General features: G+C 33.5%; 12 protein-coding genes. 11 read left to right on the forward strand and 1 reads right to left on the reverse strand.

The annotated features are described in order from the left end of the window. Nucleotides 1–66: 66 nt before the first annotated feature. A complete protein-coding gene (locus ACFS3A_RS09255) occupies nucleotides 67–471 on the reverse strand; it encodes a helix-turn-helix domain-containing protein (RefSeq protein WP_379825123.1) in 405 nt (134 codons plus the stop codon). Between the two features lie 181 nt (nucleotides 472–652). On the opposite strand from ACFS3A_RS09255, the gene ACFS3A_RS09260 reads away from it, so the two are divergent. The 11 genes from ACFS3A_RS09260 to ACFS3A_RS09310 all read left to right on the forward strand — a co-directional run bounded on the left by ACFS3A_RS09260 (nucleotide 653) and on the right by ACFS3A_RS09310 (nucleotide 15,357). Beyond that, nucleotides 653–1,213: a hypothetical protein gene (locus ACFS3A_RS09260; protein ID WP_379825125.1), complete on the forward strand. Its 561-nt coding sequence runs from the start codon at nucleotides 653–655 to the stop codon at nucleotides 1,211–1,213. Between the two features lie 101 nt (nucleotides 1,214–1,314). Then, nucleotides 1,315–2,103 carry an SDR family NAD(P)-dependent oxidoreductase gene (locus tag ACFS3A_RS09265; RefSeq protein WP_379825127.1) on the forward strand — a complete coding sequence of 263 codons (789 nt, stop codon included), beginning with the start codon at nucleotides 1,315–1,317 and terminating at the stop codon, nucleotides 2,101–2,103. Between the two features lie 226 nt (nucleotides 2,104–2,329). Further along, entirely contained in the window at nucleotides 2,330–3,136 is an 807-nt protein-coding gene (locus ACFS3A_RS09270; RefSeq protein ID WP_379825128.1) for a phytanoyl-CoA dioxygenase family protein, read from the forward strand. Nucleotides 3,137–3,290: 154 nt separating this feature from the next. Next, on the forward strand, nucleotides 3,291–3,977 hold the full coding sequence (locus ACFS3A_RS09275; RefSeq protein ID WP_379825130.1) for a CDP-alcohol phosphatidyltransferase family protein: 687 nt from the start codon (nucleotides 3,291–3,293) through the stop codon (nucleotides 3,975–3,977). 1 nt (nucleotide 3,978) lies between these two features. After that, the gene (locus ACFS3A_RS09280) at nucleotides 3,979–4,410 is read left to right on the forward strand and encodes a GtrA family protein (protein ID WP_379825131.1); all 432 of its coding nucleotides are present in this window, start codon (nucleotides 3,979–3,981) and stop codon (nucleotides 4,408–4,410) included. A gap of 199 nt (nucleotides 4,411–4,609) precedes the next feature. Further along, nucleotides 4,610–5,188 carry a DUF4833 domain-containing protein gene (locus tag ACFS3A_RS09285; protein WP_379825132.1) on the forward strand — a complete coding sequence of 193 codons (579 nt, stop codon included), beginning with the start codon at nucleotides 4,610–4,612 and terminating at the stop codon, nucleotides 5,186–5,188. Nucleotides 5,189–5,365: 177 nt separating this feature from the next. Continuing rightward, entirely contained in the window at nucleotides 5,366–8,641 is a 3,276-nt protein-coding gene (locus ACFS3A_RS09290; protein WP_379825133.1) for an AsmA family protein, read from the forward strand. Between the two features lie 150 nt (nucleotides 8,642–8,791). After that, a complete protein-coding gene (locus ACFS3A_RS09295) occupies nucleotides 8,792–9,379 on the forward strand; it encodes an RNA polymerase sigma factor (RefSeq protein ID WP_379825134.1) in 588 nt (195 codons plus the stop codon). 89 nt (nucleotides 9,380–9,468) lie between these two features. Then, nucleotides 9,469–10,392: a FecR family protein gene (locus tag ACFS3A_RS09300; protein WP_379825135.1), complete on the forward strand. Its 924-nt coding sequence runs from the start codon at nucleotides 9,469–9,471 to the stop codon at nucleotides 10,390–10,392. A gap of 146 nt (nucleotides 10,393–10,538) precedes the next feature. Next, a complete protein-coding gene (locus ACFS3A_RS09305) occupies nucleotides 10,539–13,916 on the forward strand; it encodes a SusC/RagA family TonB-linked outer membrane protein (RefSeq protein WP_379825136.1) in 3,378 nt (1,125 codons plus the stop codon). Between the two features lie 7 nt (nucleotides 13,917–13,923). Beyond that, on the forward strand, nucleotides 13,924–15,357 hold the full coding sequence (locus ACFS3A_RS09310; protein WP_379825138.1) for a SusD/RagB family nutrient-binding outer membrane lipoprotein: 1,434 nt from the start codon (nucleotides 13,924–13,926) through the stop codon (nucleotides 15,355–15,357). The last annotated feature ends 5 nt before the right edge of the window (nucleotides 15,358–15,362 follow it).

Consider the following 15,362-nt stretch of genomic DNA (forward strand, 5'->3'; position numbering starts at 1 on the left):
TTTGTTTTTATACTCAACAAAAAAGAGACTTCAAGTCTCTTTTTTGTTTTATATCTCTATAAATATTTATTTCCCAATCAATTTCTCAAACCTAACCATCATTTCCTCTTTCTCCTTCAACATACGCTCGTACAAAGCAATTTTTTCATCATATAATTGAACAATTTTATCAATTGTATTAAACGTACAATTGTCATTCTTTTGATAACCAATTGCGCCATTGTCAAATGTATTAGAAATAATATTTATCACTTGTTCTTCATCAAAATTCTGAAAAGCTTCAACCGGAATTTTCAATACAGCGGAGATTTGTTTTAGCAGGCTGTCTTCAATTACATCTTTTTGCTCCAGCAAAGAAATTTTTTTTTGAGTCCAGTCTTCGCCCAGATCATAAGCCAATGCTTCCTGCTTGATGTTAAGCATTTCTCTAAAACGTTTTACGTTTCTTCCCTGATGTATTTTCTGTTCCATAATGAATATTGGTTTTCTAAAGTTTCAAAGATAAAGCCATTTGTGCTAAAAAGCATGAGTTTCAAAGATAAAAAAATATTTCAGAGAAGAATTATTTTGTAAGAATATTATAGGTAATTTTTGAATAGGTTATTCTATTGAAGGAGCAGAATTTTGCTGAAGAATTTTAATTTGATTGACGATGAAAAAGAAGAAAATATCTTTCGAAACGAGTTTTTGGGCGGGATATGTGGCGAAAAATCCATTTAAAGCAATTAAAGCCTTTTTCGCCTTTGCTCATCTGGAGTATTATAAACAGAATTTAAGCGAAGTGGTAATGTACTGCTATAAAACAAAAGTTTGTAAAGAGGAAAATCCTTCGGATGTTTTTGTTTTGTACACTGTTATCAACTCATTTCTGAAAATCTGTTATTGCCTGAAAAAGAGAAGCAAAAAATGGAAAGTGAAAGATATTTTGCGAAATGAAACGGTATTTCATCTTTCTTCCCTTACAAAAGAAGAATACGATAATCCTTTTATGGTATTTCAAAACGCATTTGATGAAAAAAGACTGAAAGAGTTTGAATTATTTCTATATCAAATTCTGGAACTTTCATTGTCTCCTCATTCCGCAGATTCTGACTCAGACCTAACGACGCCTTATATTCATTTAATAAAAATGCTCGATGCAGTAGAACTAATAAGAGAAAGGGGAGTTGAGAAAATAAATAAAACAGAGCAGCTTGATGCGGTAACAGAATAAAATATTGCTTACTAATAGGGAAGAAGAGGGTAAGTCATTCTGTATGTTGCATACCCAACGGTTTACAATTAATCTTTATATTTGAGGATTAAATGAACAAAATGAGCGAAAAAACGAAACCGTATGCCTTAATAACTGGTGCCAGCAAAGGTATTGGAAAATCTATTGCTTATGAATTAGCAAAAAAGGGTTATCCGCTATTACTTATTGCAAGAAGTGACGAGGAATTAAAAACACTATCTAATGATCTTCAAGTTAAACACGGGATCAGTGTTTTTGTTTTATCGATTGATCTTTCGATAAATGGCGCAGCACAAAAAGTAACCGATTGGATAAAAATGAATAACTATCCGGTTGGCGTTTTAATTAACAATGCAGGTTATGGGGTATGGGGCGATTTTAGTAAATCTTCTCTAAATGATCAGCTTGGCATGATGCAGCTTAACATGAATGTAGTGGTGGAGCTTTCGCATTTATTAGTACCTCTACTTTCTCAGGAAAAACAAGCTTACATTTTAAATATATCGAGTACAGCTGCCTATCAGGCGGTACCTACGCTTGCTGTTTATTCGGCCACAAAGGCTTTTGTATTATCTTTTACACGTGCCTTGCGTTTCGAACTTGCCCAAACTTCAATTTCAGTAACCTGTTTCAGTCCGGGTCCGGTTGATACCGGTTTTGCCGCAAGAGCTGGTTTAAACGCTTTAAACAAAATGGCGGAAAAGTTTAATATGCAGCCAAATGAAGTTGCAAAAATGGCGGTAAAAGCCATGTTCAGCAAAAAATCTGAAGTTATTCCTGGTTTTACCAATATCATTTCGGTTTATGCTAACCGCATACTACCAAAGGCTTTTATCGAAAAAACAGCAGCTGGGATTTATAAAATTTAATTTTTTCGAAAAAAAATAAAAAATATTTTTTGCAAAAGAGAAAATATATATTATGTTTGTATTAAATTCTACTAATCCTATAGAGTATGTCAAATAAAAGAAAAAATAGTTTTAATTTTCCTAAAAGTCAAATGCAGGCAAACATGCGAATGTGCTGTTGTTGCTGTTGCTAAACTTTTAGATAAAATTTTAAACTTATTATTTCATTTATTAAATACATATTATCATGGTATCTTCTTATAAAACATTTACCCTTACTGAGCAATTAACTAATGAGCAAATTGCCTTTTTTAACGAACATGGCTTCATTCATTTCAAAAAATTCATAAATCCGGAAACGGTTTCATCCATCATTGATGCCTCCAAACAAGTAGAGCAAAATTGGATTGAAAACGATCTTCAAAAAGTAAACGGTGTTCCAATTAAATATGGAAAAGATTTAGACGGTTCTGCTATTGTGCAACGTTTTGCTTTTATCAATCAGCATCATCAAACCTTAAGCGGTCTTTTACTTGATCCAAGATTTAATGGTTTATTGCCGTTGGCAGGCGATGGCGCCAGATTAGGCACAGAAGAAAAAGACGGAATGGTTTTTAATCATTACATCAATGGTCCGGAAAGTAAGTTTACAAAAATGGGCTGGCATACAGATGGTTTGAGAGATATTTTTTATGGTGCAAAATTAAACCCGATGTTAAATGTTGGGATTCACTTAAGTACTTTAAAACCCGAAAACGGTGGTCTTAAAATCATTCCTGGTACACATAAACAAAGTATTTATCAAATGCTTTTTCGTAAAAAATACTTTTTGGATAACAAACCCGATGCAGAGGAAGTTTCCATCAATCCGGAAGCCGGAGATTTAACCATTCACGATGGTCGTTTGTGGCACAGAGTGGCAGAATCCTCTATCCGTGGTGAAGAAAGCAGAAGAAGAGTTATTTATATTCCAATTATAGCTGGAAAATACGCTCCTAAAAACGAAAACAGTCCAACGGTTTTCTATCAGCGTTTTGCAGGTATTGTTAAATAATTATGCTGATTATTATAGCATTTAGTTATCTGGTTAGATCAGGTAAGCTAAAAAGTACCACAGATTTTTTTAAAAATACCCAAAGGAAAATAAAAGTAAAAATTGCAAAACTGGAATTGGCTATACTATCTGGCTTACAAATATTGAGCTAATAATGGAAAAAGAAACACAGCTTGAAGATTATAGTACAATTGCACAAAGAACATTTTCAGATCGTAATCGAACAAACATTTTAAAAAAAGCAGAGCAGTTAACGATTGTATTTTTGCTTCCAAAAGTGCCTAAATTCATTTCGCCAAATGTACTCACCTTAATTGGTACAGTTGGGTCTGTATTCGTTTTTTTAGCTTTTGTTTTAGGTACTTATGTAACAAACCGGTATTTGCTTTTGGGTATTATCGGTTTGTTTCTAAATTGGTTAGGTGATTCTTTAGACGGAAGATTGGCTTATTACAGAAATATTCCGCGCCGTTGGTATGGTTTTGCAATCGATATTATTGCCGATTGGATTGGTATTGTACTTATAGGCTTTGGCTACTATATTTATGCTAAAAATGGCACACAAATAGTAGCCTTCGCTTTTGTCGCATTGTATGGCTGGTCTGTTATCATCAGTCAGTTACGCTACAAAATTACAGATCAATACAGCATAGATTCAGGCTTTGTTGGTCCAACAGAACTTCGATTTATTATTGCTTTCATTTTAATTGCAGAAGTTTTATTTCATGGATCAATTGCTTATTTGGCGGGCTTAATCGCTATTGTATTATTTGTAATCAATATTGTAGACAGTTTTAAACTTTTAAAACTGGGTGATTTAAAAGATAAAAACCAAGGCTGAAATGTTCAGAAAAAAAGCTGTTTTCACTTTTCTGCAAGCACAGGTTGCGGCATTTTTAGGCGGTATAACCGATTATGGCTTAATGATTCTGTTAACAGAAGTCTTTCAATTGCATTTTACCTTTTCTATTCTAATCTCCGGAACCGTTGGTGCCATTATCAATTTCAGCATCAATAGATTTTGGGTATTTAAAAATCAATCCGGTTATAAGAACTGCATCAATAGTCAGATTTTTAAATTTGCGTTGGTTGTATTGGGAAGCATTTCTTTAAAATCATTTGGTACGCTAATTCTGCAAAACATATTTCAAATCGATTACAGAATCGGAAGATTAATCACAGATAGTTTTGTTTCTTATGGATTCAATTATCCGCTAATTAAATATTGGGTTTTCAGGGGAAAAGAAAAACAGAACGTAATCGAATCAAATTAATCTGTTTAGTTTAAAAAAAGTGATTTAACACATAGAAACATAAGCTTTAGATTCGTAAAAAGAATAAAAAAAACTAGTTTCTAACACATGGCCAACTATGTTTGTTTAAACAAGTGAAACGCCTTTTTTTAGGCGTTAAAAATCTATGTTTCTATGTGTTAAAATAATTGCATCCAATGAGGTGTATAAATATGTCGTTATGAATAAATTATCATTTAAACATTTTACAAAATCACTAATCGTTATAACGATCTTAGTAAATATAATTTCTGAAGATGTATTGGCACAATCCAAAAATCCATCGCCATTGCATTTTCCAACGCCTAAAAATATAGATAATATGCTATTTTATATTCAGCGTGACCTAAATATAAATACCGCTATTTATGCCATAAACTATCAGGAAAATGGAAAAATTGACAAAAACAATCCCATAAAAGCATATTGGATTCGATATGCTGAGAAAGGAGAAAAAAAAGATTTTAATTATATGCAACGCAAATTTGCATACGGAATAGAAAGTAAAACCTTAGATAATGAGGAGTTTGAGCTTCAATTTGTATCGTATAAAAAGTTGCCTTTAATCTTGAAAAAGATAGATTCAGATCAAAAATATCATGTTTTTGTAAATGTAAATCAGAAAAAAATACAGGTAGAGAAAATATTTGTACGCATTGAAGGAGGTTCTTTTTGGGTGCCCAATGTAAAGTATGCCGAGGTTACCGGAATTGATACATTCTCAAATAAGACAATTACGGAAAGAATGTTGTTGAAATAAGATAGATTAGGATTCTAGAGTTATAAAATTTAAAAAATGGAATACTAAATTATTTCAATAATTACCATCAAAAACAGAGTGGAAAATAACTGTTATTTTTGAGTTAATATTATATTGAATATTTACCCTTAACTATTAAATATCTATTTTTAAATTTTTAATAGACATATTCCAAAAATGATTAAGAAGTTTTTAAAAAAAGGTGCAATTATTATTGTAAGCCTGTTTCTGCTTTTAGTATTAGTTCTCACAATTGTACCCTATATTTTTAAAGATGAAATAACAGATAAAATAGAAAGTATTGCTAATGAAAATCTGAATGCGGAAGTGCGTTTTGATGAAATTGGACTTTCTGCTTTCAAACATTTTCCAGCAATAATTCTTTATGCTAAAAATGTCAGCATAGTAAACAAAAAAACACAATTTGCCTCATCAAATGTTATAAAGGCTGAAACAGCAGCTGTTGGAGTCAATTTTTACAGTTTACTAAAGGGCAAAATAGTTTTAGATGCTGTTTATTTGGATGACGCCAATTTAAACCTTGAAATAGATTCTAAAGGGCATGCAAACTTTAATATTATAAAGCCTTCTAAAGCTACTGCAGATACCACCCAAACGGAATTTAAAATAAAGAAAGTCGTTATAAATAAAACAAATATCCTTTACAATGATAAAAGTACTCTTTTAAAATTTAAAGTTCAGGAACTTAACTATAAAGGAACAGGAGATTTAAGTGCCGATTTTTTTGATCTTAATTCGAGTGTAAAAATAAAGTCGTTTGATTTTAGTGTAGCCGGTGTCGATTATGTTCGCAGTAAACCCATAAATGCTGAAATTGTAACCGACATAGATACAAAGGCGCTTAAATTTAAGTTTGAGCGAAATGCGATTAGAATTAAAAATTTTCCTTTCTCGTTTAATGGCTATTTTGCTTTTATAAAAGGCGGATATGATTTTGATTTGCGAATGCTTTCTAAAAATTCTACGTTAGAAGAAATGTTGTCGCTTGTACCGCCGGCTTATGATCAGTGGCGTGAACAAATGACTATTACAGGTAACATTAATTTTGGAATTTTTGCCCGTGGAAAATACATGCAGGATCAATCTGAAAAACCGGTTGTTTCGGCAGATTTACAAATCAATAACGGAACTATTGCTTATAAAAAAATTAAAGAACCTATAAAGGATATCAATATTTCTGCCAAAGCTTTGGTTAGAGATTTAGATATTAATAAATTAAAATTTGATTTAGATAACTTGTCGTTTAATCTTGATAAAAAGAAAACAACAGTTAATTTTCATTCAGAAGGTTTTAAAAAGTTGAAGATTAAAACCGCAATAAAAGCCCATTTAGATGCGACGAAATTTAAAGAAGCACTAAATCTGAACCAGAATGATATTCGCGGAGATATTGCACTTGATCTAAAAGCTAATGGAATATTTTTACGAGATTTAGGATTTAGTCCGCGTTTGAATAAAATAGATACGATAATTAAAAGTATACCTAAATTCCAGCTAAACGTAAGTTTGAAAAATGGCTATTTAAAAAATATAAAGAAGAACGAAGCGGTCAAAAATGTTAATCTAGACCTGAGTTTAACGGCTAAAGACAGTATTTTACGTAATGTTTCTGGTAAAGTAACTAATTTGAATGCAGAGGCTTTAGACAATTTTGTTCGCGGACGCTTCGAACTTCATAAATTATATCCTTTTACAGTAGACACCGAATTAGAATCAAAGATTAATTTAGCAACAATACATAAATTTTATCCTTTAGATAGTTTGGAAGTTAAGGGGGATTTGAATTTAAAAGTAAGCATGCACGGGATTTTAAACCGTAAACAGAAAAAATATCCTTCGTCAAAAACAATTGTGAATATAAAAAACGGCTATTTAAAATCACTTAAATTTCCTAATATTCCTATTGAAAATATAAATGTAACTGCAGCTGTAAGCAGTAATAAAGGTACAGGAGAAGATTTAAATGTAAAGTTGCAACCAGCGGAATTTGTTTTGGCAGGATCGCCTTTTAAAATAGAAGGTGAAGTCAATAATCTTTACGATTTAGTTTATAACATCAAAACCCAGGGAACTTTAGATTTGGGTAAATTAACGCAGATATTTCCGATTAAGGATATCAATATTTCAGGTATAATTCAGACCAATCTTATTGCTAAAGGTTCCAAAAAAGATTTAGATGCCAAAAATTACGACAATATCAAAAATGGCGGAAAACTCGAAGCAAAAAATATAATAATCAAAAGTGCTATGTTTCCTGAGACTTTTCAAATATCTAAAGGAACGTTTAAGTTTTTTAAAGATAAGATGCGTTTTGAAGATTTTAATGCCACCTATGGTAAATCTGATATTGCATTAAACGGTTATATCCATAACATTTTGAGATATCTTTTTAATAGAAAGTACTTACGTCAGTCTAACGAAAAACTTAAGGCTGATATTGATCTTTTTAGTAATCACGTCAATGCAAATGAGTTTTTTGATATGATAGCAAAATATACAGACCAGAAAGCCGAAGAAGAAGCGATGCAAAAAACTGATTCTGCTTCTGTAAATGGTATTGCTAAAAGTAACGACGCTAAAAATAAAAACTATGTTATAAGAATCCCAAGTACAGCCGATTTAAAAATAACAGCAAAAGTTAACAATCTTCAATTTGATACCTATAAGATTAATGATTTTAATGGAATCCTGACGGTTAACGATAGAAGGGTTCAAGTGAATCAGGCCGCTTTTAATATGGCTGGAACCAAAATAGAGATGATAGGAGATTATAAAGCGCAGCATCGACTGCTGGCTAAATACAATGCTAATTTTAAAGCCAGTAATTTTGATATTCAACGTGCTTATGCAGAGATACCAATCTTTGCAGAATTGGTGACAATGGCTAAGAATGCTTATGGTCTGGTATCTGTTGATTACCAACTTGGAGGAAGCATTGACCGAAATATGAATATTGATTTTAAATCTATCGATGGTGAAGGAACACTTACTTTGGAAGATATTAAATTTAAAAATTTTAAACTTTTAAATCACGTAGCCAAAAAAGCAGATGCCGCTGATTTAGAAAAAGCTTCATTTAATAAAATTGCCATTCACTCCGCTATAAAAAATAATGTAATGACTATTACGCCAACAACCATGAAGATGGCTGGATTTAGAGGTAAACTGGAAGGTCAGGTGACGATGGATGGAAAAATAAATGTGGGTTTCAGGTTAGGTTTGCCCCCAATGGGTCTAATTAATATTCCGATGAAAATTACAGGTACTGCGGAAGACTTTGAAATTTCTACGGGTAAATTTAAGGAAGATACCAGTTTTGCAGAAGAAAGCGAACTCAAAAATTTGAAGCCCGAAGAACGCCGTAGATCAAGAGAAAGAGATAGTTTAGGCTCGTCTCATCAAAATTCTTCTGGCATTGATACAATAAAGTAAAAATTGTTTTAAAAGAGATGTAAAAAGTAATTTAAGTAATGTGCAGTACATTATAGCTTGATTTTTTTACAAAGCTAATTTAACACAAAGTTAAATTAACTTCTTAGGTATTTTTTGTCGGTTGTTTTTCATTTGCTTTTTTAATCTCACATGGAAAAAGATCTTTTGACAATGCCTGACGAAGAACTTCAGAAATTAATTTTTGAAGGAAATGATGCTGCGTTTTCAATTATTTTTAACCGTTACTGGAAAAAGCTTTATTCATACGCTTTTAAAATCTATAAAAATGAAGCAATCTGCGAAGATATCGTTCAGGAAATCTTCATAAGTCTTTGGAAAAATGCCTCCAGTACTGTAATTCTTAATCTTGAGGCTTACCTTTTTAGAGCTGTTAAATATAAGATTGCCAATCAGATCAGAAATCTGAAATTTGATCAGCAACATATTGAAGTATTGGAAAGTATTCCAGATACAGGTTTGACTATAAATGATTTGGAATATATTGATCTGGAGAAAAACATCAACGACCAAATTAATAAATTGACTCCCAAATGCAGAGAAGTCTTTCTGCTCAGCCGTATGGATCATTTTACAAATGCTGAAATTGCAGCAAAACTCAATTTATCTATTCATACTGTAGAGAAGCATATCAGCAATGCTCTGAAGCAGCTTCGTCTTAATAACGCATCTTATAATTATCTTCTTTTTTACTGGGCAGCGTTCTTTTATGTTAACTAAAAAACACTGGTTTTAAGAAAACGTTAAGCCTGCATTTTGGACTACTTGTTCGAATCAAAAAATGTGACTTGTATATAAAAGCATATATTTTGAAAAAACAAATCTTTTTGCAGTTAGCAAAAAAATACGAAGAAGGTACCTGCACACCTGAAGAAAAAATAGCAGTTGAATCATTTTTTGATAAAATGCAGGAGCAACCATCAGATTTAAAAATATCTGATGAAAAAGGTGATATTATTCTAAATAAGATACTTTTAGAATTACAGGTTAAACCAAAAAAATACAGTATTCAAAAAGCGTTGAAAATCGCAGCTGTTTTAGTTGTCGGACTTACCATTGCATTTTCTGCCACTAAGTTTATTTTCAAACCTGCAGTAATTACTCAAATTACTGCCAAAGGGGAAAAGAAAGAAATTTTCCTTGAAGACGGAAGTGTTATTGTATTGAACTCAAACAGCAGCATTACTTATCCGGAAGAATTTGATGAGACTAGAAATATCGAACTTGTTGGTCAGGCTTATTTTAAAGTTTTTAGAGATGTAAAACGTCCTTTTATTGTACAGACACACGACGTAAAAGTTAGAGTGCTTGGAACATCTTTCGATATTAATTCCTATAACCATCATGACACCAAAGTAAGCGTTATCAGTGGGAAAGTGGAAGTCAGTTCGCCAACCGGAAAAAAAGTGCAAATTATTAAAAATCAACAGGCCGATTTGGTTAAGCATTCCGATTTTCAGATTTCTACAGAAAACAGCGAAGATAAAATCGCCTGGATCAGCAATACCATCATGCTTAAAAATACCAAACTTTCAGAAACAGTTAAAATTATTGAAAACTGGTATAATGTAGATATTACAATTGAAGATCCAGAATTAAACAACCTTACGATTTCCGGAAAATTTAAAGATGAAAAACTGGAGAATGTATTGGAAAGTATTGCCTATTTAAAACAGCTGAAAATAAATTACACAACCAAAAACCATATCACTATAAGAAAAAAGACACCTTAAAAAACAGAAAAAACAAACCCGCTTCCGGTGCAACGGAAACGGGCGATTTAAAACAGACTAAAAATAAAATTTATAGCCTAATAGTAATGAATACGAAACTACAATTTTTTTTCAATAAGTATATAAAGATGAAAAATCTTTACTTAATGATTTTATTAATTTTTTCCTTTAAAGGATTTGCTTCTGTACAGTCGGGAAAAGATGTGCAGATTAGCCTTAATTTAAAAGATGCTGCAATTACAGAATTTTTCAGTGCAGTAGAACAGAAAACATCTTTTACTTTTCTTTTTGACGAAAAGATATCCGGAAGTTCACAGCGCATTTCCATTTATGCAGAAAAAGAAAGCCTTGACGGAGTGCTTGCAAAAGTTGCTGCAAAAACAGGCCTTTCATTTAAAAAACTGAATAACACTATTACAGTTACCAAAAATCTTCGTGCTCAAATGAATGTGCGCGGAAGAGTTTTGGACGAAAGCGGTATGCCAATGCCGGGAGTCACCATTCTTGAAAAAGGAACAAAAACCAATACAATGACAGATATGGAAGGAAATTTCAGCTTTGCTGTAAATGCTTCGGCTGTACTTGTCGTTTCTTATATGGGATATGTTTCTCAGGAAGTTCCGGCGAGCAGTAATCCAATTACAGTTATCATGAAATTAAGCACAAGCGAACTTAATGAAGTGGTGGTAACGGCTTTAGGAATTAAGAGAGAAGAAAAACGATTAGGATTCTCGCACCAGACTATCAAATCGGATAATTTATCGCAGGGAAGGCCAAACAACTGGTCGTCTGGATTAAAAGGAAAAGTGGCAGGTTTAAGTATTACTTCTACAGGATCTGGCCCATTAAATTCACAGCAGATTACACTTAGAGGAAACAGATCATTAAGTCCTAAAGGAAACTATGCACTGATCGTTGTAGACGGAGTTCCTGTAAATGCTGAGATGACAACTTCAGGATCCAGCAGCGCTTATATGGGAGAAGATTCTCCTATTGATTACGGAAACGGAATTTCTGATCTTAATTTGGATGATATCGATGCTGTTACAGTGCTGAAAGGAGCAGGTGCAACTGCGCTTTATGGAAGTCGTGCAGCAAACGGAGCTTTAATTATTACTACAAAATCTGGAAAGAAAAATAAAGGTTTAGGAATTTCTTTAAACACAGGAGCAACATTTGATGTAATTCAGAGATGGCCAGATTATCAATATAGTTATGGGCAGGGAACAGGAAATTCTCCAGACGCTTCGGGTAATCAATATTATTCTTATGGAAATTCTATAGATGGAACTTCAACCAGCGGAACCAGCAGTGCCTGGGGACCAGCTTTTGCGGGACAAAATTTCTATCAATATGATCCAGCTTTGCAGGGACAATCCGCAGAAAGACTTCCTTGGCAATCTTATAGAGATAACCGAAAAGATTTTTGGAGAACGGGTGTGACTTTAAATAATAATGTTTCTATTCAAGGAGGTGATAGTAAAGGATCGATGCGTCTTTCTGTTGGAAATCAAAAAAATGAATGGATTATGCCAAATACAGGTTTTGATAGAGTTACTGCTGCTGTCAATGCCAACTATCAAGTCTCTGATAGAATCAAACTAGGAACAGCAATCAATTATAATACAAGAAATAGTGACAATTTACCTTCTACAGGTTATAACAATGGATCTATCGCTTATTTTATGATTTTCCAGCAACCTAACATCGATTTGGACTGGTATCGTCCAATTTGGGTGAAAGGTAAAGAGCAAATCGAGCAGTTGCATCCTTTCAGCTCTTTTATAGATAATCCCTATTTGATTGCTTATGAGGCAACTAATACATTAGATAGTGATCAGATTGTAGGTAATATTTTTGCCAACATCACTTTGTCTTCAAATCTGGAATTAATGCTTCGTTCGGCTATGAACACATACAATCAGACAAGAGAACAGAAAAGACCTTACAGTATCAACAGATATGCAAAAGGATTTTACGAAAGACAAGATGTTTTCAAACAAGAAATCAACTCGGATTTTTTGCTTTCTTATAAAAAAGACTTCGGAAATAAATTTTCTCTTGCCGCTTCAGCCGGAGGAAATGCGATGAGTTATAAATACAGAAGAACAGAAGCAGAGGTTACAGGTTTAGTCGTACCTGGAGTTTATAAACTTTCAAACGGTTCCAGCGCACCAATTTTGACTTTAGGGGATGCTTACAAAAAAATGAGCAGTTTGTATGGATTAGTTTCGATGTCTTATGCCGATATGCTTTTTGTTGATATTACAGGAAGAAATGACTGGACGAGTACGCTTCCAGTTGAAAACAATTCCTTCTTTTATCCGTCGATTAATACAAGTGCGGTTATTTCTGAAATGGTTTCACTTCCTAAATCAATTGATTTCTTAAAATACAGACTTTCTTTTGCTCAGGTAGGGAATGATACTGAACCATATAAAACCCAAAAATATTACGGACAAAGTGCTTTCCCAAGTTCTGCGCAGACTTTAACGGTTTTATACAACGACCATTTTAAACCTGAAATTACAACGAGTTTTGAAACAGGTTTCGAAATTAGAATGTTTAAAAACCGACTTACAGCAGACGCTACGGTTTACGAAAGTGTAACAAAAAACCAGATTATCGATATTCCGATGGATTTTTCAACAGGTTACAGCGGAGCGGTTTTGAATGGTGGAAAAGTAAGAAACCGTGGAATTGAACTTACGCTTGGCGGAAAAATTATTGATGGCGATAATTTTAAATGGAATTCAACAATAAACTGGTCTCGTAACTGGAATAAAGTAATGGAATTACCGGAAGGAATCGATGGTCAGCAAATTATTGGTACAGGAGGAACGGCTTCTATCATTGCAAAAGTAGGCGGAACAACAAGTGCCATTTACGGTTTTGGATTCGTGAGATCTCCTGATGGACAGATTGTTTACGATAATGCAGGTCTTCCCGCATATCCTGAAGAGATTCAATATATTGGTGATGCCAGTCCAAAATGGAAAGCAGGTTTTACCAATAGTTTTTCAATCGGAAACTTTACTATGAATGTAACTTTAGACGGGCAATATGGAGGAATCATCTATTCGCAGACCCATCACAAACTTTCTGAACAAGGAAAATTAAATTCAAATAGTATGGGCAGGGAAACCGGCTTTATCATTGGTGAAGGTGTGGTTCAAAATGCAGACGGATCTTATTCGCCAAATACAAAACAAGTAAAAACGGCAGATTGGTATACTCGTTATTACCGAAGAGCCAATATCGAATCCAACTCTTTTGATGCTTCTTTTGGAAAACTTCGCGAAATCAGTCTTCAATACAACATGCCAAAAAAATGGCTTAAAAACTCAGGACTTCAGTCAGTTCAGGTTTCAATTTTCGGAAGGGATTTAGCAACTGTTTCAGATTTCCCAATTTATGATCCAGAAACAGCAGCATTAAACGGAGATACCATTTTACCAGGTATTGAAATGGGGCAGATGCCATCTCCAGCAACATATGGTTTCAATTTAAGTTTGACTTTATAATAAGAAAATGAAAAAGATAAAAATTACTGCAATATTAGTACTGCTTACAGGACTGACTATTTCCTGCACCGGAAGTTATGAAGAGCTTAACGAAAACCCTAATCTTATTACTGAAATAAGTCCAGGGACCTTAATTAATCCAATTATTTACGGAATTGCTTCTCAAAATGCATCACAGAGTGTAGATGTTACTTTCAATTTGATGCAGGTTTCGCTTCCTTTTCCAAGTATTTCAGGAGGTTTGCATCGTTATGATGTCAGCAATAATATTGGAAATTCGGCTTGGAATAATTATTACAAATGGCTGAACAATATCAGAGAAATGCGAATGGCTTCAGTAAAAGCAGGCGATGGCAATTACGAAGCAGTGGCACTAACGCTAAATGCTTTGGTGTATGCCAATCTAACAGATCTTTTCGGCCCTGTTCCGATGACCGAAGCGGTGAGCGGAGAAGACGGAATTCTATACCCAAAGTACGATACACAGGAGTTTATTTACGAAACACTTTTAGCTGATTTAGAGAGAGCTAATACACTTTACGATACAAGTAAGGCAATGATTTATACAGAAGACATTTTGTTTCAAAACAATGTTCTGAAATGGAAGAAATTTACCAATTCTTTAAAAATGAGATTGCTGTTAAGAGTTTCTAACAGAACAGAAACGGGAGCTTTTACAAAATTGGCTTATATGGCAGATCATCCGGAAGTTTACCCAGTTTTTACTAGTACTGCCGAAAGTGCAATTTTGAAAGTAACAGGTGTTTCGCCAAATGTTTCTCCATGGGGAAGACCGCAGGATTTTAATTTGAACATCAAAATGGCTTCTTTCTTTATTGATAATCTAAATACGCTTGAAGATCCGAGAAGAGCCATAATTGCAACAGGTGCGACAGCTTTGGTTACCAATGCCCCAATCGGGTTTAAAGGAATTACAAGTGCTTATGAAGGTTCGGATTCTCAGTTCAAATATAATGCTTCAACACTTTATAATGTGCAGGTACAAAATCCGATGCAGATCTTTTTATTAACGTATGCTGAGGTTGAATTTATTAAAGCAGAATTAGCACAGAGAGGTCTTATTACAGATGCAGCTGGACATTACGAAAAAGGAGTGAGAGCAGGGATAGAGCAACTAAAAGCAACAACTCCAACAACTTATTTTAGTAAACCCGAAGCACAGTACAATGGAACTTTGGAAAGAATCATGCTTCAAAAATACTACGCTTTATATTTTACAGATTATCAGCAATGGTTTGAATATCGTAGAACAGGATTTCCTGTATTACCAACAACAACTGCCATGTTAAATAATGGAGTTATGCCGTCAAGATTCACTTATCCGGACAATCAGCAGATTAAAAATACTGAAAACTATCACAAAGCAGTTGAGATGGTTGGAGGTGATAATATCAATACTAAAGTTTGGTGGGATAAATAAAATTT

It is taken from the genome of Flavobacterium notoginsengisoli (assembly GCF_042686225.1).
Classification (GTDB): Bacteria; Bacteroidota; Bacteroidia; order Flavobacteriales; family Flavobacteriaceae; genus Flavobacterium; species Flavobacterium notoginsengisoli.